The 25,909-nt window shown below is 60.3% G+C and carries 20 protein-coding genes; 4 read left to right on the top strand and 16 right to left on the bottom strand.

Translation table 11 applies throughout. The annotated features are described in order from the left end of the window. Positions 1-12: 12 nt before the first annotated feature. Genes G4C92_RS10780 through G4C92_RS10770 form a run of 3 tightly spaced genes read right to left on the bottom strand, consistent with a single transcriptional unit; the run spans position 13 to position 3,227 of the window. Entirely contained in the window at positions 13-432 is a 420-nt protein-coding gene (locus tag G4C92_RS10780; RefSeq protein WP_274939847.1) for an acetolactate synthase, read from the bottom strand. Between the two features lie 56 nt (positions 433-488). Continuing rightward, positions 489-1,736, bottom strand: coding sequence for a threonine synthase (locus tag G4C92_RS10775; protein ID WP_274939846.1), 1,248 nt, complete (start codon positions 1,734-1,736; stop codon positions 489-491). A gap of 21 nt (positions 1,737-1,757) precedes the next feature. Beyond that, positions 1,758-3,227, bottom strand: coding sequence for a pyridoxal-phosphate dependent enzyme (locus G4C92_RS10770; protein ID WP_274939845.1), 1,470 nt, complete (start codon positions 3,225-3,227; stop codon positions 1,758-1,760). 239 nt (positions 3,228-3,466) lie between these two features. Between G4C92_RS10770 and dpaL the strand changes: the two genes are divergently transcribed. Continuing rightward, positions 3,467-4,714, top strand: a complete 1,248-nt coding sequence (gene dpaL / locus G4C92_RS10765) for a diaminopropionate ammonia-lyase (protein ID WP_274939844.1) — start codon at positions 3,467-3,469, stop codon at positions 4,712-4,714. A 76-nt stretch (positions 4,715-4,790) separates the two neighbouring features. Here the strand turns inward: dpaL and G4C92_RS10760 are convergent, their stop codons facing one another. The 7 genes from G4C92_RS10760 to G4C92_RS10730 form a co-directional block, all read right to left on the bottom strand. Then, positions 4,791-5,048, bottom strand: a complete 258-nt coding sequence (locus tag G4C92_RS10760) for an HPr family phosphocarrier protein (protein ID WP_274939843.1) — start codon at positions 5,046-5,048, stop codon at positions 4,791-4,793. An 83-nt stretch (positions 5,049-5,131) separates the two neighbouring features. After that, positions 5,132-6,157, bottom strand: coding sequence for a Gfo/Idh/MocA family protein (locus tag G4C92_RS10755; protein WP_274939842.1), 1,026 nt, complete (start codon positions 6,155-6,157; stop codon positions 5,132-5,134). Positions 6,158-6,220: 63 nt separating this feature from the next. Beyond that, entirely contained in the window at positions 6,221-8,176 is a 1,956-nt protein-coding gene (locus tag G4C92_RS10750; RefSeq protein WP_274939841.1) for a PTS fructose transporter subunit IIABC, read from the bottom strand. 13 nt (positions 8,177-8,189) lie between these two features. After that, positions 8,190-9,101 (bottom strand): 1-phosphofructokinase, encoded by a 912-nt coding sequence (pfkB, locus tag G4C92_RS10745; RefSeq protein WP_274939840.1) that lies wholly within the window; start codon positions 9,099-9,101, stop codon positions 8,190-8,192. After that, positions 9,098-9,847 carry a DeoR/GlpR family DNA-binding transcription regulator gene (locus G4C92_RS10740; protein WP_274939839.1) on the bottom strand — a complete coding sequence of 250 codons (750 nt, stop codon included), beginning with the start codon at positions 9,845-9,847 and terminating at the stop codon, positions 9,098-9,100. Before G4C92_RS10740 ends, pfkB begins: the two co-directional genes overlap by 4 nt. 295 nt (positions 9,848-10,142) lie before the next feature. Continuing rightward, the gene (locus tag G4C92_RS10735; protein ID WP_274939838.1) at positions 10,143-12,107 is read right to left on the bottom strand and encodes a DUF4118 domain-containing protein; all 1,965 of its coding nucleotides are present in this window, start codon (positions 12,105-12,107) and stop codon (positions 10,143-10,145) included. Then, on the bottom strand, positions 12,104-12,454 hold the full coding sequence (locus tag G4C92_RS10730; RefSeq protein WP_274939837.1) for a hypothetical protein: 351 nt from the start codon (positions 12,452-12,454) through the stop codon (positions 12,104-12,106). Before G4C92_RS10730 ends, G4C92_RS10735 begins: the two co-directional genes overlap by 4 nt. 274 nt (positions 12,455-12,728) lie before the next feature. Between G4C92_RS10730 and G4C92_RS10725 the strand changes: the two genes are divergently transcribed. The 3 genes from G4C92_RS10725 to G4C92_RS10715 all read left to right on the top strand — a co-directional run bounded on the left by G4C92_RS10725 (position 12,729) and on the right by G4C92_RS10715 (position 15,582). Then, positions 12,729-13,427, top strand: coding sequence for a response regulator (locus G4C92_RS10725; RefSeq protein WP_274939836.1), 699 nt, complete (start codon positions 12,729-12,731; stop codon positions 13,425-13,427). Between the two features lie 134 nt (positions 13,428-13,561). Then, positions 13,562-14,890, top strand: coding sequence for a TrkH family potassium uptake protein (locus G4C92_RS10720; RefSeq protein WP_274939835.1), 1,329 nt, complete (start codon positions 13,562-13,564; stop codon positions 14,888-14,890). A gap of 47 nt (positions 14,891-14,937) precedes the next feature. After that, positions 14,938-15,582 carry a potassium channel family protein gene (locus G4C92_RS10715; protein WP_274939834.1) on the top strand — a complete coding sequence of 215 codons (645 nt, stop codon included), beginning with the start codon at positions 14,938-14,940 and terminating at the stop codon, positions 15,580-15,582. Here G4C92_RS10715 and G4C92_RS10710 read toward each other — a convergent pair. The 6 genes from G4C92_RS10710 to gltB all read right to left on the bottom strand — a co-directional run bounded on the left by G4C92_RS10710 (position 15,564) and on the right by gltB (position 25,477). Then, positions 15,564-17,234, bottom strand: coding sequence for a DUF6020 family protein (locus G4C92_RS10710; RefSeq protein WP_274939833.1), 1,671 nt, complete (start codon positions 17,232-17,234; stop codon positions 15,564-15,566). The genes G4C92_RS10715 and G4C92_RS10710 overlap by 19 nt on opposite strands. Before the next feature lie 62 nt (positions 17,235-17,296). Then, entirely contained in the window at positions 17,297-18,043 is a 747-nt protein-coding gene (locus tag G4C92_RS10705) for a hypothetical protein (RefSeq protein WP_274939832.1), read from the bottom strand. Between the two features lie 198 nt (positions 18,044-18,241). Continuing rightward, the gene (locus tag G4C92_RS10700; protein WP_274939831.1) at positions 18,242-18,709 is read right to left on the bottom strand and encodes an MOSC domain-containing protein; all 468 of its coding nucleotides are present in this window, start codon (positions 18,707-18,709) and stop codon (positions 18,242-18,244) included. Then, on the bottom strand, positions 18,699-19,211 hold the full coding sequence (locus G4C92_RS10695) for a MogA/MoaB family molybdenum cofactor biosynthesis protein (protein WP_274939830.1): 513 nt from the start codon (positions 19,209-19,211) through the stop codon (positions 18,699-18,701). The genes G4C92_RS10700 and G4C92_RS10695 overlap by 11 nt, the downstream gene beginning before the upstream one ends. A gap of 220 nt (positions 19,212-19,431) precedes the next feature. After that, positions 19,432-20,898 carry a glutamate synthase subunit beta gene (locus G4C92_RS10690; RefSeq protein WP_274939829.1) on the bottom strand — a complete coding sequence of 489 codons (1,467 nt, stop codon included), beginning with the start codon at positions 20,896-20,898 and terminating at the stop codon, positions 19,432-19,434. Positions 20,899-20,959: 61 nt separating this feature from the next. After that, the gene (gene gltB / locus G4C92_RS10685; RefSeq protein WP_274939828.1) at positions 20,960-25,477 is read right to left on the bottom strand and encodes a glutamate synthase large subunit; all 4,518 of its coding nucleotides are present in this window, start codon (positions 25,475-25,477) and stop codon (positions 20,960-20,962) included. Between the last annotated feature and the right edge of the window lie 432 nt (positions 25,478-25,909).

Genomic DNA, 25,909 nt, shown 5'->3' with positions numbered 1-25,909 from the left:
TCCGGAAGTGTCTTACAGTTCCCCGTCCGGAATCGGACGAAGCCCGGCCTCTGAAAGCGCCCGGACTGCCTCTTCCCGGTTCTCGGTCTTGATGACGAAACCGGCGGTGCCCTCATGGCGCGAGAAAAGCGCGTAGGTATAATCCAGATTGACGCCGAACGCGCCCAGCGTCCGCAGAAGAGCCACCAGCGCCCCCGGATGATCCTCCACTTCGATGACGAGCACATCCTTCACCTGACAGATGTACCCCTGTTCCTCGAGTTTCGCCTTTGCCCTGCCGGTATCGCTGACGATCACCCGGACGATGCCGAAGTCCATGGCATCCGAGACGTTCATGGCCCGCATATCGATGCCGTTCTCCTTCAGCACGCCGCAGAAGGCAGCCAGCGCTCCCGGCGTATTGGAAATAAACGTAGTAAGCTGCTTTGCCATTCTGATCCGTCCTCTCCTTACCCGGTCCGTCCGCGACGGGAACCCCGGATTTCGCCTCAGTCCTTCATCAGCCCCTTTTCCGCGAATGCCTCCAGCAGCCGGTCCATCTCAGGCGGGATCCGGATCGGCTCGCCGGCCGCACGGATCGCGTTGCTGACATCCTTCAGCCCGTTGCCGGTCACAAGGGAGACCACTTCAGCGTCCTTCCCGATCAGACCTGTCTCCAGTGCCTTCTTCACACCCGCCGTGCCCGCTGCGCCGGCCGGTTCCGCGAACACACCGGCTTCCCTTCCCAGCAGCCTCATCGCCGCGAGAATTTCCTCATCCGAGACATTCACCGCGACGCCGTGAGACTCCTCGATCGCGCGGAGCGCCTTCACCGGATTGCGGGGCACCCCGACCGCGATGGAGTCGGCGATTGTATTTTCCTCCTGAGGCTTCCATTTCATCGTATGCGCGGCGGCTGCGGTGTTGATCGGGCAACACCCCTCCGCCTGCACGCTGATCAGTCTCGGAAGCCGGTCGATGAAGCCGGCCTCGTAGAGATCCCGGAATCCCTTCCAGACACCGGCGATCGTACAGCCGTCCCCGACGGAGACCGCCACATAATCCGGCATCCGGAAACCGAGCTGCTCCGCGATTTCCAGCGAGACCGTCTTCTTTCCTTCCATCAGGTACGGGTTGATGGCTGCATTCCGGTTGTACCAGCCCCAGCGGTCGATCGCCTCCGCGGAGAGACGGAACGTGTCCTCATAGCTTCCTTCCACCGAGATGACATGGGCGCCGAACATCATCAGCTGCGCCACCTTGCCCTTCGGCGCACGGGCAGGGACAAAGATAAAGGTCTGGTGCCCGGCCGCCGCGGCGTTCCCGGCCAGCGAGCTGGCCGCGTTGCCGGTGGAGGAGCAGGCGATGATCTCCTTTCCCGCCTCCTCCGCCTTGACGACGGCCATCGCCGACGCCCTGTCCTTGAGGGACGCGGTCGGATTCTGTCCGTCATCCTTGATATACAGGGTTTTCACACCCAGCGTCTTCGCGAGCCGGTCCGCCCGGTACAGCGGCGATCCTCCCACGCGGAGCCGCGGGCGGCTGCCGATTCCGTCTACCGGAAGAAATTCCATGTAGCGCCACATCGTCCGGTCCGTCCTGCCCGCCAGCGTCTCCTTCGTCAGCGCGGAACGGATCGCGTCATAGTCGTACTCAATATCGAGAATGCCCCCGCAGTCCGGGCAGACCGTCGTCTCCGGCCCCGCCGGAAAGACGTGACCGCAGACCGTGCATTTCGCATCCATGACATAGCTCATAAAACGCCGCCTTTCCGCCGGTCAAAGCTCTTTGATCAGGCCGACCTCCTCATTGAACTCACGGATCATGTCGTCCACACGGTCCGCGTCCTTCTTGACCTCATCCCATGTGTGCTCCGTATCGTACCACTGGGCGTTCAGCTCCTCGGATGCCTTGCCCTGCTGCTCAACCCAGGTGTAGTACTTGAGATTGTGCACCCGCTTGCGGTCCGCATAGGTCAGCTCCTGCATGTTGTCCGTCTTCTCGCCGAGGATATGCGTATGGAAGTCAACCGCGGCCATCTCTCTCGTGTAGGCGCCGTCCGCCTCCTCGAGCTCCTTCACTCTCGACTCATACATCACCGCCGAATCCGTGAGCACCGACGCGACGACGTCATGCTCAGTCAGCTCGTAGTACTTGGCCATCTTGATCGCGCAGAGCATGTTCGCGATACCGGAGATACCGAAGAGGCTCAGCTGGTCAACGGTCTGCTGCGGCACGCCGACGCTCGCGAGATAAGCCCGTCCCTCCGGCTCGTTGAAGAGGCGGAGCACCTTCTGGGAATCCTCATCATCGATGTCCACCACCAGGTCCGTGTTCTTCACGTTGTGGATCCACGGCACATGCTTGTCACCGATTCCTTCGATGCGGTGAGCACCGAAGCCGTTCTCAAGAAGCGTCGGGCACTGCAGCGCCTCGCCGACACCCAGCTTCGCGGTCGGATAGAGGTCCTTGATCCGGTCGCCGGCCGCCATCGTGCCGGCCGATCCGGAGGTGAAGATCGCGCCGAACAGACGGTCGTCTTCGTCCTTCATGGCGTCGAACGCCTCGGCGATGGCGTTTCCCGTGACATTGTAATGCCACATATAGTTGCCCATCTCCTCGAACTGGTTGAAGATCATGCAATCCTTCCGGGCCTTCAGCTCGTGGGTCTTGTCGAAGATCTCCTTCACGTTGGACTCGGAACCGGGCGTGGCGATGATCTCGGAGGCGATCTTTTTCAGCCAGTCAAAGCGTTCCCGGCTCATGCCTTCCGGAAGAATCGCGATGGAATAGCAGCCGAGCAGCTTCGAGTTGAACGCGCCGCCGCGGCAGTAATTGCCGGTGGAAGGCCAGACAGCCTTGTCCTTCGAGGAATCGAACTGTCCCGTCACAAGAGGCGGCACCAGACAGCCGAAGGAAGCGCCTACCTTGTGGCAGCCGGTGGGGAAATACTTGCCGACCATCAGAAGAATCTTCGCCTTCACGCCGGTCAGCTCCGTCGGCAGAACGATGTAGTTGGGGCCGCCGAAGAGTCCGCCGTACTCCTTCGGCTCGTTCTTCCATGTGACGCGGTAAAGGTTCAGCGGATTCACGTCCCAGAGACCTACATGCTTCAGCTGCTCAAGGATTTTCTCCGGGATCTTGCCCGGATCCTTCATCTCCGCGATCGTCGGAATGATGATGTGCTGCTCACGCGCCCGCTCGATGTTATGTTTTCTGCCTTCTTCATTGACTGTCAGGTCGATCATATTGCACCTCCGTATGCGCCGGACTTCAGCTGTCTGATAATAGCCTTCTCTGGCTTCTTTTATTGAAAAAGTGTATCACGTGGTTTCCCGAAATACAATGGAATAACAGATTTTCAGATTGCCTAAATTATTTTCTGTTGCAATACGTCCGCGGCATGCTATGATAAGGAAAGAAAAGAATACGTACCGGAATGCCGCGGAAACGGACCGGAATCAGAAAAGGACAGGAGGGCTGCGATATGAACCGTACGAATAACGCGGAGATGGATTTCACGATGAACCATCTGCCGCCGTCCAGCGACAAATGGCTTTCTCTCATGACGCCGGAGGAGGTGCGGAGGGCGCTCCGCTTCCACCGTTCCTTCCCCCAGTACGAGGTGACGCCGCTTCACAATCTGAAAAATATGGCGCGTTATCTGGGCATCGGCGGGCTCTATGTGAAGGACGAATCCTACCGCTTCGGTCTCAACGCCTTCAAGGTGCTGGGCGGCTCCTACGCGATGGCGCGCTACATCGCGAAGAAGACCGGCCGGAGCGTGGATGATCTCCCGTATCAGGTGCTCTCCTCTCCCGAGCTTCGCGAGGACATCGGCGCGACCACATTCTACACCGCCACCGACGGCAACCACGGCCGCGGCGTCGCCTGGGCGGCTCACCAGCTGGGCCAGAAAGCCGTCGTCCGTATGCCATGGGGGTCCTCCGAGATCCGCCGCGACAACATTGCGAAGGAAGGCGCTGAAGTCACCATCGAGAATCTCAACTATGACGACTGTGTCCGCCTCGCCGCCTCCCAGGCGGAGGCCGATCCGAACGGCGTGATCGTACAGGACACCGCATGGCGCGGCTACACCGACATCCCCGCCTGGATCATGCAGGGTTACGGCACGCTGGCGCTTGAGGCGGACCGGCAGCTGCTCGCCGACGGCATCGAGCGGCCGACCCATATCTTCGTCCAGGCCGGCGTCGGATCGCTGGCCGGCGCAGTGATCGGCTATTTCGCGAACCGTTTCAGGGGCGACGAGCCGACGATGTGCGTCGTGGAAGCCGGCGCGGCCGCCTGTCTTTACCGCTCCGCGGCCAAAGGAACCGGCCAGACGGTCCGCGTCACCGGCAAGCTGGATACGATTATGGCCGGTCTCGCCTGCGGAGAGCCGAACCGGATCGCCTGGGACATTCTCCGGAACCATGCCGCAGGCTTCGCCGCCTGTCCGGACTGGATGAGCGCCAAAGGCACCCGGATGTACGGCGTCCCGCTGGCCGGCGACAGCACGATCATCTCCGGCGAGTCCGGTTCCGTCACGATGGGCTTTCTCGCATCCATCGCCCGCTATCCGCAGTACCACAGCATCCGGGACGCGCTGGGGCTCGATGAAAATTCCCAGGTCCTGCTGATCTCCACGGAGGGGAACACCGACCCGACCCGTTTCCGCGAGGTGGTCTGGGACGGCCTGTACGGTGTCCGCCACAGGAACGAGGCGGTAGTCTGAACCGTGCAGAAAAGGGAGAGAGCCGGGCGGCGAATGCCGCCCGGCTCTCTCCCTTTTTCTGCTTCCGCTTCCCGGATCACAGATTCGCGTTCATGAACTTCTCCAGTTCAGCCGCTGCCTGCTCCTCGTCCTCGCCCTCGATCTTGAAGTCGACGGTCTCGCCCTGCTTCGCGCCGAGACCCATGACGGCGAAAATCTTGGATGCATTGCCTGACTTCGCGCCCTTGGAGATCGTCACCGTGCTCTTGAAGCCCTTCACCATCTTGACCAGCTCGCCAGCCGGTCTTGCGTGAATTCCTTCTGCGTCCTTGATCGTATAGCTGAATTCTTTCATAGGTTTGTCTCCTTTGCTGAAAACATCGTTTCCGTCATTATAGCATGTTTTCCCGTCCGATACAGTATCGCGCGGTACACTTTTTACAGTTTCTCCCCGTCGTAGAAGTACCCCCACTTCTTCCGGATCGCCGTCATCAGGTTCATCACGTCCGTGGTGTAATCGAGACGCATCACGGACGGATCCCCGCTTACGGCCCGCTCCATATCCGCGATCTCATAATCCAGCGCCCGCTCCGTATCGCCGCAGACGACTTCCTCTTTTCTGCCGTCCTCCGTCCATGTGATCACGGCCTTCTGCGAGCGCGGATACTCCATGATCTCGATATAGCAGCGGTCACACGCGATCATCGCCCGTTTGGGCTGCTTGCAGTGCATCGTGAGGCACATCGTGACCATCTGACCCTCCGGATTCCCGAGAATCGTCACGGACTGCTCGTCCGCCCCGCTGGGAGCCTGCCTCATCATCGTCTCGAACCGGTCCGGGCAGGAATCCAGAAAGAGCCGCGCGCAGCTGAGCGCGTAGACGCCGATATCCAGCATCGCGCCGCCGGCCAGCGCCTTGTTGAAGAACCGGTTCTTCATATTGTATTCCTTATAGCTTCCGAAGTTCATCGTGATCACGCCGGTCCGCCCGAATTCGCCAGCGTGAAGCCGCTTCGTCAGTTCCCGGTAAAGCGGCATATGGAAGATCGTCTGAGCCTCCGCCAGCACCACATGGTGCGCTGCCGCCAGCGCCTTCGCCTCCGCCAGTTCGCCGGCGTTCAGCGTGATCGATTTCTCGCAGAGCACGTGCTTCCCGTTTGAAAGCGCCGCTCTCAGAAACTCCATATGCGTGTTGTGGGGCGTCGTCAGATAGATGATGTCCACCTCCGGATCCGTGAACATCTCATGGAAGTCGTCATAAACCCGTTCCACACCGTACTTCTCCGCAAATGCAGCCGCCTTCGCCTGCGTCCTGTTGCCCACCGCATAGATATGACGGCCTTCCCGCGCGAACGCGTCGCCCATCTGATGGGCGATCACGCCGCATCCGAGAACCGCCCAGTGCCATTCGCTGCTCATCTGTCCGTCTCCTCTCTGTCTGTCCGTGTCCGGTTTCTTATCCATCCGTATGCCTTTCAGCTCCGGTCCGGCCGTTCACACCGTCCGGACCGGAAGATGAGGCCGGTTTTACGCCTCCCGCTCCGCCGGCAGCTTCTTCTTCCACAGTGAAAGAATCAGGCAGCCCGCGAAGCCTCCGATCAGCATCGCCAGCGCCCACTGAAGCGGATGCGTGATCACCGCGACCACCCAGAATCCTCCGTGAGGCGCCGGGCTCATGCAGCCGAAGGCCGCGGAAAGAGCACCGGCGATACCGGAGCCGATCATGCAGGAGGGAATCACCCGTCCCGGATCCGCCGCCGCGTAGGGAATCACGCCTTCCGTGATGAAGGAAAGTGCCATCACATAGTTCACCAGGCCGGATGTCCTCTCCTCCTTCGTCCAGCGGTCCCTGAACAGCGTGGTGGACAGGGCGATGATCAGCGGCGGAACCATGCCGCCGACCATCACGGCCGCCATGATGGTCTTCGCCGCATCCGATCCGCTGGCCAGCATACCGGTGGCGAAGACATACGCCGCCTTGTTGATGGGGCCGCCCATATCCGTGGCTTCCATCAGGGCAACCACCAGCCCGAGGAGGACGAGGTTCCGGGTCCCCATTCCGTTCAGCACACCGGTGATCCCCGTATTGATGGCAGCCATCAGCGGATTGATCAGAAACATCACGAAGCCGATCAGAAGAATGCCGATCAGCGGATACAGCAGCACGGGCTTGATGCCTTCCAGCGCAGACGGCAGATGATCAAAAGTCTTCTCCAGTCCTTTTGTGATGTACCCTCCGAGGAAACCCGCCACCAGCGCGCCCAGAAAGCCCGCGCTCACCGCCGTCACATGCTCCGGGTCAGAAAGATAGGCGAAGGTGTAGCCCGCCTCTGCCAGCGAGCCTCCGACGAAGCCGACAGCAAGACCCGGACGGTCCGCGATGGACTCGGCGATGTAGCCGGCCAGGACCGGCAGCATGAAGCCGAAGGCGACCTTTCCGATCCGGTTGAAGAACGCGGCCAGCGCCGTGGAAGTTCCGTAGTCTTTCGTTCCCATCCCCGCCTGATCGAAGAGGAAGGACAGGGCGAGGAGAATGCCGCCGCCCACGACAAAGGGAAGCATATGGGAGACGCCGTTCATCAGATGCTTGTAGATGATGTGCCAGGTGCTGTCCGTTCCGTCCCGGTCGGATGCCTTCCGCACGGTCCCCTCCTGAACCGGCGCCTCGTCGTTCATGATCTTCGTGATCAACTCCTCCGGACGGTTGATCCCGTTGGAAACCGATGTCTCGTAGACCTGCTTGCCGGAAAACCTGGACCGGTCGATGGTCTTGTCCGCCGCGATGATGATGCCGCGGGCGTGCTCGATCTCCTCCGGCGTCAGCACATTCTTCGCGCCGACCGAGCCCTGGGTCTCCGCCTTCAGCACGAGTCCCATCTCCCGCGCCTTCTTCTCCAGCGCCTCGGCCGCCATATAGGTATGGGCAATGCCGGTGGGGCAGGCCGTGATCGCCAGAATATCCGGATACTGTCCGGCGTCGGTCGCGGCCTGCGCCTTCGCCTCCTTTCCGCTCTCCTCTTCGATCCGCTCGGATTCCGCGCGGTCTATCACCCTGAGAAACTCCTCCGGCGTCTTCGCCTTCCGGAGGTTCTCCGTGAACGATTCGTCCATCAGCAGTGTCGCCAGACGGGACAGCACCTCGAGATGCACGTTTTCCTTCGTGTCCGGCGCGGCGATCATGAACAGCAGATCAGACGGCTCGCCGTCCGGCGCGTCATAATCCACACCGTCAGGAACCGTCATCGCTGCAAGGCCCGGCCGCCGGACCGCGCCCGTCTTCGCGTGGGGAATCGCAATCCCCTCCCCCATCGCCGTGGTGCTCTCGGCCTCGCGGGCCAAAATCGCCTTCCGATATGTCTCCGCGTCCGCGATGTTGCCGGAGCGGACCTGCAGATCGATCAGCTGACTGATCGCGTCCATCTTATCCTTTGCCGTCGCGCCGAGGCGGATTCCCTCCGGCCGCAGCAGATCTCTGATCTTCATTCCGATTCCTCCTTCAGTGTTCCAGTGACGCCATCAGCGCCTCTGCCTCCGCCCTCGTGGCGAGATCCGGAGAGAAGGCCGAAGCCGAGCCCGTGCACAGTCCCATCCTGAACGCCTTGTCATAATCATGGCCGCTTTCCATGTATCCGGTCAGAAACCCGGCGACCATCGAATCGCCCGCTCCCACCGAATTGACGACCTTCCCCTTCGGAGCCGGGCTCATCCGCACGCCGCCGTCCTCCTGAACGAGGACCGCGCCCTCGCCAGCCATGGAGACCAGCACATTCCGCGCACCTCTCTCCTGCATTTTTCTCGCGTACGGAACCACCTCTTCCCGCCGCGTAAGCTCCGCGCCGAAAATCTCGCTCAGCTCATGATTGTTCGGCTTGATCAGGAACGGGTGGTAGCGCAGCACATTGACCAGCAGGTCCTTCTCCGCGTCGACCACGATCCGGATTCCGCGGCCTTCGAGACGGCTCATGATCCGCTCATACATGTCGCCGGGCAGCGTGCCGGGAACCGATCCCGAGATCACCAGCAGATCCTCGGCCGTGAGGCGGTCCAGCCGGGCATAGAGCTTTTCGACATCTTCGCCGGAAATCGCCGGACCCTGGCCGTTGATCTCCGTCTCCTCGTCCGACTTCATCTTGAGGTTGATCCGGGTCATGCCCCCTGCGACCTCAATGAAATCCGTCCCGATGCCGCTGCTCTTCAGCCTCCGCTCGATCTCTCTTCCGGTGAAGCCGGCCATAAAGCCAAGCGCCGTGCTGTCATGCCCCAGGTTTTTCAGCACGATCGAGACGTTGATGCCCTTTCCGCCCGGCAGCACGTTTTCATAGTAAGGCCGGTTGATGCATCCCGTGCGGAAATGCTCCACCCGCACGATGTAGTCGAGGGACGGGTTAAAGGTTACCGTGTAAATCATTTCTCCACCTCCGTGATGTTTCTGTACCGGGCGTACGCCGGATCTGTCAGCCGGTCCGTGATGATCTGCGCGGAACGGAAGGGCGCGAAGGTCACCGGAGAGACCTGTGAGAACTTGCTTCCGTCGGCGATCACATATTTTCGTTCTGTCTGTTCCATCGATACCTGCTTCACCATCGCCTCCTCCGTCTCCGGCGTGGTGAAGCCGTTCCGGTCGGATACGCCGTTGGCTCCCCAGAAGCCGATGGTGAAATGGTAACGCCGGAGGGCCTCCACCGTCTCGGCCCCGACAAGCACCTCCGTTGTCGCCTTCAGGGTTCCGCCCGGCAGCAGTACCCTGCATCCTTTCGCCAGAAGCCGGCGGGCATGCGCGATCGAGTTGGTGACGAAGACCGCGGCGCTGGACTCCACTGCCTCCACGAGGCGGGCTGTCGTGGAACCGGCGTCGATATAGACAAAATCGTCGTCCCGGATCAGAGCGGCCGCGTACGCGCCGATCCGCTGCTTCTCCGGGGCGTGCAGGCTCTGCTTTTCCTTCATCGTCTGATCCAGAAGCACATACCGCGTGGTGATCAGCGTCGCGCCGCCGTGTACCTTGTTCAGTTTCCGCATCCCGGCCAGCTGCGTGAGGTCCCTCCGGATGGTGGACTCCGACGTATGGAGCCGCTCCGTCAGCTCCGTCACCGTCACGCTCTTCTCTCTCTCAAGCAGATCGAGAATGGCCTGCCATCGTTCCTCCGCCAGCATATCCGCTCCTCCTCTCACGATGCGCCAGCCGTTCAACGCAAATGGACGATTATGGCTGATTGTGACCGTTGTTGTCGTTTATTTTTGTCTGTGATTAGTATACAGTCATTAACGGTCATAGTCAATCAGATTCCGCCATTCATGTTCTGAAATAATACACAAAAATCGGCCGTTCGATTTGTCATATCTGTGATACGGCAAACCGAACGGCCGCGTTCCGATCTGATCCCGGCTGTTTTCAGGCTGTCCGGCAGCAAAAGCCGGCCGGATCCGTGCTCAGGAGGGCGCCGGCATCTCACTCTCCGTCCGTCACATCCGACGGCACATCCACCGCCGGCAGCGTGAAGGTAAATACCGCGCCTCCCTCCGGACGGTTCGCGGCGCGGATCGTGCCCCCGTGCTCGCCGATGATCGACCGGCACAGCGCGAGTCCCAGTCCCAGCGAGCGTTTGCTGTCCGCCACCTTGCGTGATCCGGTATAAAACATCTCAAAGGCGTGGCTCTTCACGTCGTCCGAAAGCCCCGGCCCGTTGTCCGCGACCTCCACCTCGACCTGAGCGCCCTTTCTGCGGGCGCTCACCCGGATGACGGATCCCTTCGGCGTATATTTGACCGCGTTGTTGATCAGATTGATGATCACCTGTGATATCAGCCGCGCATCCATACGGGCAAGGAGAATGTCATCGCCGTGGAGGACCTCGAGGCGATGCTCCGAAATCTCCCGGTCGACATGGCGGACCGCCTCGTCAATCACGTCATCCACTACCTCCACGTTCTTCGCCACATGAACCGTTCCGTTCACAAGACGCGTCACGGCCAGAAGATTCTCCACCATATTGGTGAGCCATTCCGCGTCATCGTAAATGTCCTGATAGATCCGCTGCTTCTCCCCGCCGCTCAGCGAGGGGCCGTTCACCAGCAGATTATCGGCGTTTCCGTAGATCGAGGTCAGCGGCGTGCGGAGGTCGTGGGACAGCGAGCGGAGCAGATCCGCTCTCAGCTCGGCGTTCTTCGCGATCAGTTTCGTCTCCTCCTTCTCGCGGGCGTTCTTCTCGTTCTCCGCCGCAAGCGCGCATTCGCTCAGTATGGACTGACAGATGCTGCGGGCGTACGGACTGATATACGTCTCCCTGGACGGAAGACCGATCACGCCGAACCGATTGCCTCTGGTTGCCACAGGAAGATAGCAGTACCGGGCGCCCGGGTACTGATCCGATCCGGCGCCGGTCTGATTTCCGTTCATCCAGCACCACCGGACCGCCTCGCCATCCACTCCCTCCAGCGATCCGACCGGCCGCACCTCGTCCTCGTCCAGCAGGTAAGGCCGTCCGGGACCACCTTTCTCCGGAGGACAGACCAGAATACTCCGTCCGACCAGCCGGACGATCTGCCTTCCGGCGGTATTCAGAATATTCTTCTCTCCCTGCGTCTTCTGCAGACTCTGGCTGGTATCGAGCAGGATACTCATCCTGTAAGCGCTCCGCTCGGCATGCTCCGCGTAGTTCTTGAGTCTGGCGGCCAGCTGCCCTGAGATGACCGCCGCGATCAGCATGACGCCGAACGTCACAAGATAGCTGGGCGAATAGAACTGGAAGGAAAGAAACGGTTTGATAAAGAAGAAATTGAAGATGATAATGCTGAGCAGCGATGAAAGAATGCCCAGCAGGCGGCGGGAGGTCAGGATCGAAATGATCAGAACCGCGAGGATGTACAGCGTGGCGATATTGGAGACATGCACACCGAGACGCTGGAACCCCCGGCCCAGAAGGGTCGCGCCGGCCAGCGTCACGATAATCTGGATATAGTCCCGCAGTCCTGCGTGAAGCGGTTCCTCCGGACGGCGGTTCAGATTCATGTGATACCGGGCCGCGCTGCCCTTTGCCGGTACAACCACCAGGGAGGCAGGCAGCTTCTCCTCCAGAATGCGGTCCGTAATGCTGCGGGTCCGGATCCACCGGAAACGCGGGGGCGCGCTCTGTCCGATCACAATCTTTGTGACAGCATTCTGACGGGCATACCGGGCAATGGTGCCGGGTATGTCCGTCCCGAAGTCACGTTCGATGTTCGCGCCCAGCGATTCGGCCAGCCGGATATGCCGGTCGAGCGCCTCGCTTCCTTTTTTGCCGGACTTTGACGGTGCCTCCACATACAGAGCGGTCAGCGTCCCCTCCGAGACGCGGGCCAGCTCCGCCGCCGTCTTCAGCAGCGTCTCATTGGACGGCGAGGACGACAGGCAGGCGAGAATATGTTCTTTGCTCATGCGTGCTGTTCGTTTTTGCTTCCAAGCAGGATCCGCGACGGCGAAGCCGTCCCGATCAGAATATGGTCATGGTGATGCGATATAAACGTATCGGATTCGTGAAATTTGTCAAGAGTCCGCTCTTTCCAGTGATGCAGCCGGAGCGAGCGCTCGAGCCTTCTTTTCTCCCGGATTCTCCGCCGTTCCTCCCGGATCTCCGCGATCGTGCTTTTTCCGGCCGCTTCCGGGGCTGCAGGCGCAGACGCGCCGCGGCGTATATCCTCAAACAATTTCTCCCCGCGACGGATCACGGCAAACATCAGAACCATGATTCCCGTAAAGCTCAGTATCAGGATCATATTCAGCATCATTTCACTCACCCCGTATCAGTCCGTTCCTTTCTTTTTCTGTTTCTATTCTCGCACAGAACGTGTTAAGCACGCATAAAGATACGGACCGCGATATAAAAATCGTATTAAGACATGGCGGTACAAGGTCTTTCCCCGTTGACTCCGGAGTGCGGCGAAGGCATGATAGTAGAAGGGTCGAAGCCTTTCTCCCTCTGCGGAGCCCGTGAAAAACGCCGATGCAGAAAGAAACCGGACCAGTATATAAAGAATAAACACAGGAAGAAACGACATCATGAATGAGATCAAAATACTGGCTGTCGAGGACGACCGGCCGGTCCGTAACCTGATCACCACCACGCTGAAGGCCAGCGGATACCGCTACCTGACGGCGGACGACGGAGAAGAAGCCGTAATGGAGGCGGCTACCCAGAACCCGGATATTATTCTGCTGGACCTCGGGCTTCCCAATATGGACGGGATCGATGTGATCCGGAAGATCCGGACGTGGTCGAACGTGCCGATTATCGTCATCAGCGCCCGGACGGAGGATGCGGACAAGGTAGAGGCGCTCGACGCCGGCGCGGATGATTATCTGACCAAGCCCTTTTCCGTACAGGAGCTTCTTGCCCGGATCCGTGTGACGCAGAGAAGGCTGAATTTTCTCGCCGGGCAGACCCCAAGCTCGGAATCCGTCTTCACGAACGGCGCGCTTGAAATCGACTACGCGGCCGGCGTCGTCCGGATGAACGGGGAGGAAATTCATCTGACGCCCAACGAATACCGTCTTCTGACCGTTCTATCGAAGAACGTCGGCAAGGTCATGACCTACCGGACCATCACGCGAGCCGTCTGGGGAAGCGGCTGGGAGAATAACATGGCCTCTCTCCGCGTCTTTATGGCATCTCTCCGGAAAAAGATCGAGAATCACGCCGGCGGCGCGAAGTATATCGAGACGCATGTAGGCGTCGGCTATCAGATGCTGCGGCAGTGACGGCTGCATTTACATGATGTTTATACGTTCCGGCCGATCTTTATACCGCCTTAACACAGACTGTGCGACAATCATAGGATGATCAGACAAGAAACGGAGTGTATCCGCGCCTACCGTGCGGAGTGTCGAAAATCATGAAAAAGAAGCGTATCAAGCTGAACAGTTTTCAGATCATCGTATTCGGCTTTCTCGGCCTGATCCTCACGGGCGCCCTGCTGCTGATGCTGCCCGCCGCCTCCCGTGACGGACGGCCGGCCGGCCCGATGACCGCCCTTTTCACCTCCACCTCGGCCGTCTGCGTGACCGGTCTCGTTGTCCGCAACACGGCGACCGCCTGGAGCTTCTTCGGCCAGCTGATCATCCTCCTTCTGATTCAGATCGGCGGCATGGGCGTGGTGCTCGTCGCGTCGGTTCTTGCGATGCTCACCCACCGGAAGATCTCCCTCATGCAGCGGAGCACCATGCAGGACGCGCTGTCCGCTCCGCAGGTCGGCGGGATCGTCCGGCTCGCCCGCTTCATTCTGAAATTCGTCATCTCCGCGGAAACGGCAGGCGCGCTGGCTCTGATGCCGGTCTTCATCCGGGACTACGGTATCCTTCACGGCATCTGGTTCTCTGTATTTCATTCCATATCCGCGTTCTGCAACGCCGGCTTCGATCTGCTCGGCATCCGGACGCCTTACTGCTCCCTCACGGGGTATGCGGCGAACCCGCTTGTCAACATCACGATAATGGGGCTGATCGTCACCGGCGGACTCGGATTTCTCACGTGGAACGATATTCTGAACCACGGGTTCCGTTTTCACCAGTACCGGATGCAGACCAAGGTCGTACTGACCGCGACGGCTTTGCTGATCCTGCTGCCAGCCGTCTATTTCTACTTCGGGGAATATGCCTATCTCCCGGCGAAGAGCCGCCTTGCCGCCGCCCTCTTCCAGTCCGTGACGCCCCGTACCGCCGGCTTCAACACGACGGATCTCACAAAGCTTTCGGATACGGGCGTTTTCATCACGATCATGCTGATGCTGATCGGCGGCGCACCGGGTTCGACGGCCGGCGGGATGAAGGTGAGCACCTTCGCGGTCGTGCTGCTCACGGTCGCCGCGACGCTGCGTCAGGACCGCGAGACGCGGTGCTTCGGCAGAAGAATTGACGACAGCGTGCTCCGGCAGGCCGTCTCCATCCTGTTTCTCTATGTGACGCTGTTTCTGTTCGGCGGATTCATCATCAGCCGCGCGGAGTCGCTGCCTCTGCTTCCCTGCCTCTTCGAGACCGCTTCCGCCATCGGCACCGTCGGGCTGACGCTCGGGATCACGCCTCGGCTTCACACGCTGTCCAGGCTGATCCTGATCGCCCTCATGTACGCCGGCCGGGTGGGGGGGCTGACGCTGATTTTCGCTGCGTTCCCGCATATGCAGCACATTTCCTCCCGCTACGTGCGGGAGCACATTACCGTCGGCTAAGCCGTCCGCTGAATCGATGCGGAATGCATTTTCAGGAGGAATTGATTATGAAGAATATACTGTTGATCGGCTGCGGCCGTTTCGGCCAGAGAATCGCAAAGAAGCTGAATGATATGGACGCCCAGGTGATGGCCGTGGACCGGAGCGAGGAACGGGTGGCCGCGACCGCCCCGTTCGTGACGAACGCCATTGTCGGAGACGCGACCGACACCGGTTTTCTTAAAACGCTGGGAATCCGCAACTTCGACGCCTGCGTCGTCGCCGTCGGTGACGACGTGCTCTCCTCGATCGAGATCACGTCGCTTCTGAAGGATATGGGCGCGGCCCGCGTGGTCTCGCGTGCGTCGAAGAATCTTCAGGAGCAGCTGCTTCTGCGGAACGGCGCGGACGAGGTCGTTTTCCCGGAGAAGCAGATGGCCTCATGGACAGCCGTCCGCGTCGGGTCCGACCACATCTTCGATTACCTGAAGCTGGACGACAACTTCGCGATCTTTGAGATTCAGGTTCCGGACGCGTGGGTCAGCCACACGATCGGCGAGCTCAACGTCCGCAAGCGCTACCACGTCAACATCATGGCTGTCAAGAGCGGAGACAGCATGGAGATTTCCGTCGGCAACGACTACTACTTCACAAGCGGCGACGTGATGTTCGTCGTCGGCACGGATAAGGATATTCAGAAATGCTTTGAGTGATCCGCCTCTCCTTCTGAAAAGGTGCCGCTCTGGCTCCCGGCGATCAGCGGCGCGGCCAGCATGACCGGCCAGAGATACCGCAGAAGCGCCACCGGACCCAGCAGCATCGTCGCCGCGTAGAGAATATAGAGAAGAAGCATAAGCGCCGGCCGCTCCTTCCTCCGGATCAGGCTGACTCCGAAGGCCGCCAGCAGCAGCGTCAGAACGAGCCCCGGCTCGTACAGCAGTCCGATCACGGGCAGACGCGCGGTGTCGTCCGTGACAACGGCTCCGTACAGGAAATCCCGCAGCAGAGGAAAACGGCTGTGCGCGCCCAGATCACGCCATGTCGTCACCGGATCCGGAGTCGCCTGCATGCTGAGATAGCGGAAGGTGTTCTGTGACATGTCCCAGAACGGCGCCGCCATCGCCCAGAATGCGCGGGCATACAGTCCGGGACAGCGGAAGCCGATTCTGAAGTACAGGCGGATAAAGCGTCCCGGATCCGCCAGGAACACCTCTGTCCGGAACGTCTCCTTCACCGGGTCCGCGATGGACGGCGTATACCGGCGGATGCCTTCTTCCGGAATCAGCTTTTCGATGGCCTTCAGCTCCCTGCCTGTGAGAGCCCGGGACTTTCCTTCCGTCTGCTGATAAGCCGCACAGGCGAGCTGCTGCATCGGGACGGACAGCATTTCCCGGAGATTGCCCTTCTCCGCGTGTACGGCCGCCGCCATCGCCGCGGAGGACGCCTCTGCCAGCAAGGCCGCCGCAAGAAGAAGCCCGGCCAGTCTCAGACGCCCTCTCCGGAGGATCCGCCGCCGGAAGACCAGCAGCATCAGAAGAAGCGCCGCCAGCAGCATATAGACGCCCTGATTCCGGAACAGACACATCAGGGTGCCGGACGCAAGCGCCCGCAGACACCTCCCCCGGGACGGATGCTCCGCCCGGTGTGCCTCCGCAAAATCCGTCGCAAAGAGAAGCAGAAACGAGCCGAAAAGAATGTCTTTTGTGGACGCAAAGACAAGAACCTGCATAAACGGATTGAAGGCCAGCCAGATCCAGCCGCCCAGACGGACCGGGCGCGGTACGCCGGTTTTCCTCATGAAAAGGAAGGATCGGGCAATGGCATAAGCTGTCACCGCAGCCTGCACCGCCGAGTAGAGCGCCAGGCCGCGGATGCTCGATCCGAGATGAAGTCTTCCCACATCCTCCACCAGAAAACCGAGCATCAGGGTATGAAGGATCGGATGCTGGGCCGACCATGCGCTGCTCCCCGTATACATGCCCAGCTGATAAGGCGCGTCATAGCCGAAGGTACCGGGATACAGCGCGAGATATACCGGCAGCCAGAGAACAAGGAAAGAAATCCAGACTGAAATCAGATACCGCCGGTCCGTCAGCGCGTCGATCCGCCGAATGAACCGTTCCCCCTTCCTCAGGCGGTTTTCGGCCGAAATCCGGAAAGACGGCCGGGAGCGGAGCCAGGTCGCCGCGAGCAGCCCGTAAAACGCCGCGCTGACCGTAAAAACGGCCAGCACCCCGGAAGCGTCCCGGTCCGTCGTGAACGGGATCGCGGACCCCGCCGCAAACCAGAATACGCACCAGACCGCAGCGGCCCGGTCCTTCCGTTCTCTGCTGTCCCGTGCCGCCTGCTCTCTTTCTTCCGCCAAAACCTTCCCTCTCCTTTGCCGCTCATCCGGTCTGTCTCCCCGTTCATCCGCCTTCCGCTTTCTTACCACGGAAACAGATTCACAAAAGGACGGTTCTGACCCATGAACTGATAGTACGAGACGAACCGGTACACGAGAAACAGGCTCAGTGCGAGAAGCAGAAGCGCCAGTACCCGCATAACCGCCACAAAATGGGGACGGTCCCTGAAGTGACCGCCCAGAACGCCGCAGACCAGCATCGCCAGTGCGGCGGGAAGGACGCAGAGGGTAAGGAAACGGGGCAGGTCCTGTGCCCGGTTCTCAAAGGGATACTCCAGCACATGCAGAAATTCCTTCCATGTAAGCTTCGGAAAATGCACCTTCATCCACTCGCCCGCCGTCGCGAGGAATGCCGAAACGCCGGCAAGCGCAACGCTCCATCCCGACGCCGTGCTTCTCCGCTGTGTATCCCGCCGGTAATCCCGGCTTGAGCGGTAGACGATCCGTTTGGAGACAGGCACCTCCGGAAGCTCCACCGGTCCGGCTCCCGGCATCCGTGCGTTCTCCGACACCTGCGCACCGCCATCCGACACGTCCGTTCCATTCCTCGGAACCTGTGCGCCGGCCTTTTCCGATTCCTTCCCGTCGACGGAAGCCCGTATGCCGTCGTCCGTCCCGTCCGTCCACGCCGCTTCCGCTCCGGACTCTCCTCCGCTGCTCCTTCTGTTCTCTCCCTTGATCCCCGCATCCGGCGAAAGCACGCCGGACGGACGCGCTCCGCCTTCCGTTCTGTCCGGCGCAGCCGGCCTGTTTCTTCTCCCCAGCCTCATTTTGCAGACTTCCGCCCCTTATCAGATTCCCTGCGGCCGCCCGTTTCCGCATGCGGCCGCCCGTTCCTTCCTCGGTACGGCGTTCACTCCCCAGCTTCCGCCGCATCTGAATCCCATTTTGCACCGACCCGTCACCGGAGCGGTTCACGAACCGAGATACCCGGCCGTTTCACCGCCGCCTCGTAACAGGGCCGTCCTTCACGCCGGCTCCCCGTCCGGCGTTTCATCCACCCGCTCGAGCCAGTCGCCCTCCTTCAGGACGCCTCCGTGCAGCACCCGCGCGAAAACACCCTCCCGGGGCATAATGCAGTCGCCCATCAAATGAAAAATCTCGCAGCCGCTGTGGCACTGCTTTCCGATCTGCGTGATTTCCAGCAGCACCTCACCCGAGCGGAGCCTGGTTCCCACCGGCAGCGACTTGAAATCGAAACCGGTCACCAGCAGATTTTCGCCGAAAGAGCCGAAATGGATCGGCGCGCCCTTCTCCTCGAAGGCATGGAACGCGTCATAGCCCAGCAGTGACACCTGCCTGTGCCAGTGTCCCGCGTGCGCGTCACCCTCGATCCCCCAGTCCGCCCGAAGACGGGCCTCGGGAACGCTTCTTTTCTGCGTTCCCCGCTCCCGGCTGATATTGATGGCGGCAATCCGCCCTCTCTCATGTTCCATCGCTGTTCTCCTTCCGCGCGCAGTCGGAGGTCAGACCTGTCAGAATCGCCAGTCCGTGACCCAGCGGTTCCAGAAGAAAAGTCAGCGTCTCCCGGACCGCCTTCGGGCTCCCCGGAAGATTCACGATCAGGGTCCGCTTCCGGATGCCGGCCGTCCCCCGGCTCAGCATCGCCCGCGGCGTGTACCGCATACTGTCGGCCCGGATCGCCTCGGGAATCCCCGGAACGGCCCGCTCCATAACATCCTCCGTCGCCTCCGGCGTCACGTCCCTCGGTGAGAAGCCGGTTCCGCCCGACGTCACGATCAGATCGGCCAGTCCTTCATCGGCGACCTGCTTCATCTTGTCGGCCAGCATCCTCCGGTCATCCGGCAGGACGATCCGCCCGGTCACCTCGTATCCCGCCTCTGTCAGCAGCCGCTCGGCCTCCGGCCCGCTCCCGTCGGCGCGGGTTCCCTGATAGCTGCTGTCGCTCGCGATGATAATATACGCACGAAACGTCATCACCCTTCTCCTTCTCCCGTTTTGCATCAGTATAGCAGAAAACCGGCGCCGCGTAACGGCTATCTCCCCGATTTCAGGGAGGAAAATGCAGACCGCGTCCGCTTCCTCCCGGATGCACGCCGGCGTGTCCGACAGGCCGTGTGCGCGCAGGAAAAACCCCGGCCCGGAAGCCGAAGCTTCCGGGCCGGGGGGACACAGACCGCAGCGGCGCGCCGCCGTCTTATTCGAGATTGGAGTAGCCCATCAGGAAGGTATCCACTTCCTTCGCGCAGGCGCGGCCCTCCGTGATGGCCCAGACGACCAGCGACTGGCCGCGGTGCATATCGCCCGCGGTGAACACCTTGTCCGCGCTGGTCCGATAGGCGTCGGGCGCCGTCTCGACCACGCCCCGTGCCGTCCGCTTCACGCCGAAGGCATCCGCAGCAGCATCCTCGCAGCCCACGAAGCCGGCCGCCACCAGCAGCAGCTGGCACTTCAGCGTCCGTTCGGTTCCCGGAACCTCCACGAGCTTCCGGTTCTCGAACTTCACGCCGACCGTCTTCACGCCGGTCAGCTTGCCGTTCTTCGTGATCAGTTCCTTCACCGTAGTCTCATAGATCCGCGGATCATGTCCGAACCGGTCGATTGCCTCCTGCTGGCCGTAATCGGTCTTCTTGACCTTCGGCCACTCCGGCCAGGGGTTGGACGGCAGTCTCTCTTCCGGCGGCTCCGGCATCATCTCGAGCTGCGTCACAGAGCGGCAGCCGTGGCGGAGGCAGGTTCCAACACAGTCGTTGCCCGTGTCGCCGCCGCCGACGATCACCACGTCTTTCCCTTTCGCGCTGATAAACGTGCCGGCCTTCAGATCATGATCCAGAAGACTCTGCGTCGTGGACTTCAGAAAATCGACGGCGAAATACACGCCCTCGGTCTCCGCAAAGCCTTCTACCGCGAGCGGTCTTGCCTTCTTCGCGCCGCAGCATAAGATCACAGCGTCATAGTCCCGGGTAAGTTCGGCGGCCATCTTCTGGTCCACGTTCACGCCGGTCCGGAAGACAACGCCCTCATCCTCCATCAGTTTCCTGCGGCGGTCGACAACTTTCTTGTCAAGTTTCATATTCGGGATCCCGTACATCAGAAGGCCGCCGATCCGGTCCTCCCGCTCGAAGACCGTGACAGAATGCCCACGGCGGTTCAGCCTGTCCGCCACAGCAAGTCCGGAAGGTCCGCTGCCGACCACAGCCACGCGCTTGCCACTGCGAACAGCAGGCGGGCATGGCTTGACATAACCTTTTGCGAATCCGGTTTCGATCAGAAACAGCTCATTATTGTGGATCGTCACCGGCTCGCCGTCCATTCCGTTGATGCAGGCCTTCTCACAGAGAGCCGGGCAGACGCGCCCCGTGAACTCCGGGAACGAGCTGGTCTTCAGAAGTCTTGAAAGGGCATATCTGAAATGCCCGTGATAGATCTCATCGTTCCATTCCGGAATCAGATTATGAAGCGGACAGCCCGTCACCATCCCGCTCAGTTTCAGGGCAGACTGGCAGAACGGAACGCCGCAGTTCATGCAGCGGGCTGCCTGCTGCCTCCTCTCCCTTATCTCAAGCGGAGTATGAAATTCCTCATACCCCTTCACCCGCTCCTCCGGCGGGATCGTCGTATCTTCGACTCGTTTATATTCAAGGAATCCGGTCGGTTTTCCCATCGCTTGCGCCTCCTTCACGGCCCGGCTGTCGGCTTTCCCGGCGGCACCGGGCCGCCTTCTTTTATCGGTTCAGTTCCTCAAAGGCTTCGAGTTCTGCATTTTCATGAGAAATGCCCTGCTCCTCGAAGCGGCTGATCACGGTCAGCATCCTCTGGTAGTCGTTCGGAACGATTTTCTTGAAGAACGGAAGATACGTGCCGAAATCGGCCAGGATCTCCGCAGCCCGCTTCGACCCGGTCTCGCTCTCATAATCCCTGAGAATCGACAGAAGCTCCTCGATGTCGTACTTCTCGGTCACAGCGTTCATCGTCACCATGTCCTTGTTAAGACGGCGGTACAGACTGTGATCGCTGTCAAAGACATACGCAATACCGCCGCTCATGCCGGCAGCAAAGTTCTTGCCCGTCATACCGAGGATTACCGCGCGCCCGCCCGTCATATATTCAAGGCCATGATCGCCGCAGCCTTCTGCCACAGCCGTTGCGCCTGAATTCCGGACGCAGAACCGCTCGCCGGCCACACCGCAGACATACGCCTTGCCGGACGTCGCACCGTAAAGCGCCACGTTTCCGACGATGATATTTTCCGATGCCTCAAACGGCGAGGACGCTGGAGGGACGACGATCAGATGACCGCCTGAGAGGCCTTTTCCGAACCCGTCGTTCGCATCACCCGTGAGACGCAGCGTGAGACCCTTCGGGATGAAAGCGCCGAATGACTGGCCGCCGCCCCCCTCACAGCGGACAACATAGGTGTCGTCCTGAAGGGATTCACCGAACCGTTCTGTAATCTCGGATCCGAGGATCGTCCCGACGGTCCGGTTCGTGCTGGAGATCTTGATGGAGACCTCCTTCGGTGTGCCGGATGCGAACGCATCACGGAATGCCGGAAGAAGGACGGATTCGTCCACCGTCTTCTCCAGATGGAAGTCGTAGACCTGGGACGGCTCGAAGTGACGCACCGGAGCATGCACGTACTGCGGCGCGAGGATCGAGGAGAGGTTGACCATCTCAGCCCTTTTTGTGATCTGATGATCCTTCACCTTCAGGCAGTCGGAACGGCCGATCATCTCATCCACGGTGCGGAATCCGAGACGCGCCATGATCTCGCGCATCTCCTCGGCGATGAACATCATGAAGTTGATGACATATTCAGGCTTTCCGCGGAAACGCCTCCGAAGCTCCGCGTTCTGTGTCGTGATGCCAACCGGACACGTATCCTTGCTGCAGACACGCATCATCATGCAACCCATGCAGACAAGCGGCGCCGTCGCAAATGCATATTCCTCCGCGCCGAGGAGCGCGGCAATCACCACATCACGACCGCTCATGAGCTTGCCGTCCGTCTCAAGACGAACCCGTCCGCGCAGACCGTTCTCGATCAAGGCCTGATGAGCCTCCGCGATACCGAGCTCCCACGGAAGACCCGCGTTGTGGATCGAGCTGGCCGGCGCCGCTCCTGTTCCGCCGTCATAGCCGGAGATCAGGATGACCTGAGCGCCCGCCTTGGCGACGCCGCAGGCAATCGTGCCGACGCCCGCCTCCGAGACGAGCTTCACGTTGATCGCCGCCTTCCGGTTCGCGTTCTTCAGGTCGTAGATCAGCTGCGCCAGGTCCTCGATGGAATAGATATCATGGTGAGGCGGCGGCGAAATCAGTGAGACGCCCGGTGTGGAATAACGTGTTTTCGCGACCCACGGATAGACCTTCTTGCCGGGCAGATTACCGCCCTCGCCGGGCTTCGCGCCCTGAGCCATCTTGATCTGAATCTCCTTCGCACTGTTGAGGTATGCACTCGTCACACCGAAACGGCCGGATGCGACCTGTTTGATCGCACTGTTTTTGATCGTCCCGTAACGGGCCGGATCCTCGCCGCCCTCGCCGGTGTTGGACTTGCCGCCGATCGTATTCATCGCGATCGCAATCGTCTCATGCGCTTCCTTTGAAAGCGAGCCGAAGGACATCGCGCCGGTCTTGAAACGTTTCACGATTTCCGAAGCCGGCTCGACCTCTTCGATCGGAACCGGATCTCCTGCCGGCACGAACTGCATAAGTCCGCGTAACGTGTGCGGCCGGTCATTGTCGATGATCGACGTATATTCCTTGAAGCGCTTGTAGTCGCCGTGCTGTGTCGCCTGCTGGAGCGCGATGATCGTCTGCGGATTGTAGAGATGGTCCTCCTTGTCCGCGCCGCTTCTCAGCTTGTGGAACCCGATGCTGTCGAGCGTCGTGTCGACTCCGAGTCCCAGCGGGTCAAATGCATGGTCGTGGCGGTACGTCACAGCCTCATTGATCTCATCGAGCCCGATGCCGCCGACGCGGCTGACCACGCCCGTGAAGTACCGGTCCGTGACTTCCTTCGAAAGGCCGATCGCCTCGAAGATCTTCGCAGACTGATACGACTGCAGCGTACTGATGCCCATCTTCGCCGCGATCTTCACGATGCCGTTTAAGAGTGCCTTGTTGTAGTCATCGATTGCGGTGTGCTCATCCTTGTCGATGAGGCCGAGGCCGATCATCTCAGCGATGCACTCGTGGGCCAGGTACGGATTGATGGCACGCGCGCCGAAACCGAGCAGGCAGGCCATCTGATGGACGTCCCGCGGCTCCGCCGACTCAAGAATCAGAGAGACAGCCGTTCTCTTCTTCGTGCGGACCAGATGCTGCTCAACCGAAGAGACCGCCAGAAGTGACGGGATCGCAACGTGGTTCTCATCGACGCCGCGGTCGCTGAGCACGATGATGTTGTAGCCGTTCGCATACGCGCGGTCCACCGAGATGTTCAGCGCATCAAGTGCCTTTTCAATCGAAGTATGCTTGTAATAGAGGATCGGGATCACCTTAGTGCGAAGTCCCGGCTCACTCAAAGCCTTGATCTTCAGCATGTCGACGCCGGTCAGGATCGGGTTGTTGACCTCGAGCACACGGCAGTTCTCGCCCTTCTCCTCGAGCAAGTTGCCGTCGGAGCCGATGTAGACGGTCGTGTCCGTCACGACTTTCTCACGGAGAGAGTCGATCGGCGGGTTCGTCACCTGCGCAAAGAGCTGCTTGAAGTAGTCAAACAGCGGCTGATGCTTCTCGGAGAGCACGGCCAGCGGCACATCGTGCCCCATCGAAGCGGTCGGCTCGACGCCGTTCATCGCCATCGGAAGGATCGCGTCCTCGACTTCCTCATATGTATAGCCGAAGACCTTGTACATCCGGTCGCGCATGTCCTGCGTGAACTTCGGCACGCTCTTGTTCGGGATCGGAAGGCCTGCCAGATGCATCAGGTTCTGGTCGAGCCACTCACCGTACGGCGCGCGGTTCGCATAATAATCCTTGCACTCGTCGTCGGAGATGATCCGCTTCTTTTTCGTGTCCACGAGAAGGATCCGGCCCGGTGTCAGGCGGGATTTCTTCACGACATGCTTCGGATCGATGTCCAGCACACCGACCTCGGATGCGAGGATCAGCCGGTTGTCATCCGTGATGTAGTAGCGGGACGGGCGGAGTCCGTTGCGGTCAAGCGTCGCCCCGACCAGGTCGCCGTCGGTGAACAGGATCGCGGCAGGACCGTCCCACGGTTCCATCATCGTCGCATAGTAATGGTAGAAGTCCTTCCGCTCCTCGCTCATGAACTGATTGTGCTTCCAAGGCTCCGGAATCAGCATCATAACCGCGAGCGGCAGATCCATGCCGTTCAGATAGAAGAATTCAAGCGTATTGTCGAGCATCGCGGAGTCCGAGGCGTACTTCGGGATCACCGGGAAGACCTTGTCGACATCATTCTCAAGGATCGGTGAGGACATCGTCTCCTCACGGGCACGCATACGGTCGATGTTGCCGCGGATCGTGTTGATCTCTCCGTTGTGCGCGATCATGCGGTACGGATGCGCCCGCTCCCAGCTCGGCGTCGTATTCGTCGAGAAGCGGGAATGAACCATTGCGATCGCCGTCTTATATTCATGGCTCTGCAGGTCCTCGTAGAACGCGCGCAGCTGCTTCACGAGGAACATACCCTTGTAGACAATTGTTCTCGACGAGAAGGAACAGATATACGTATCCTCAGAGCTCTGCTCGAACTCACGGCGGCAGACATAAAGTCTTCTGTCAAATGCAATCCCCTTCTCGCAGTGGTCGGGCATCCCCACGAAGCACTGCATGATCTCCGGCATGCAGTTCCGTGCCATCTCTCCGAGGATTTCCGGATGGACCGGCACTTTTCTCCATCCGAGGAAAGGCAGTCCGTTCTTCTTCGCGATGACCTCGAACATCCTCATGGAGAATGTCCTCTTCAGCTTGTCCGTCGGCAGGAAGAACATGCCGACACCGTATTCACGGGGTCCTCCGAGCGTGATGCCGCAGGACGCAGCCGCATGGACAAAGAAATCATGCGGGATCTGCGTCAGAATTCCGACACCGTCGCCGACCTTGCCGGTCGCATCCTTACCTGCACGGTGCTCCAGCTTCTCCACGATGGAAAGCGCGTCATCGAGCGTCCGGTAATCCGCACGGCCGTCGATGTTGACGACCGTACCGATGCCGCAGGCGTCGTGCTCCGCTCTCGCATCGTAAAGGCCTTGAGCCGTTGTATTCATAGGCGTTCCTCCTTTAAGCCATTCGCGAACCATACTGTCCGCATCCATCGGAAGACGGCGCCGACGCTGGTTCATCTGTCATTGTGCGCGTAAGCTGCGAGCCACGCACTCCGTAAAAATGAGGGACGTCTGTGCTTGCACAAAAGAGGCCATCATTTTTACGGAGTATGCGGCGTGAGCCGCGATGAGTGCCTGCCATAGCAGGCACGAATGCGCGCAGCTCGCAGTATATGCGCAGTGAAGGCGGCAAAAGGGTACGCAAAAAACGCGCAGCCCCCTCGCCGCCTTCTCCCCGCCGGATCCTCCCGGCGGCTCAATTTTCTGTTTCCGATAATTATGTAGACTGCACAAGGCGTCTGTCAAGTGCATTTTTCCATGCAATTCTCATTCCGACCAGCCGGTCCGCCTGCGAACGCTTCCCGATGCGGAAAA

Origin of the sequence: Chordicoccus furentiruminis, assembly GCF_019355395.1 — a bacterium.
Lineage (GTDB): Bacteria > Bacillota > Clostridia > Lachnospirales > Lachnospiraceae > Chordicoccus > Chordicoccus furentiruminis.
The sequence above is the reverse complement of the archived record's forward strand: the minus strand, read 5'-3'. Positions and strand labels throughout refer to the sequence as shown.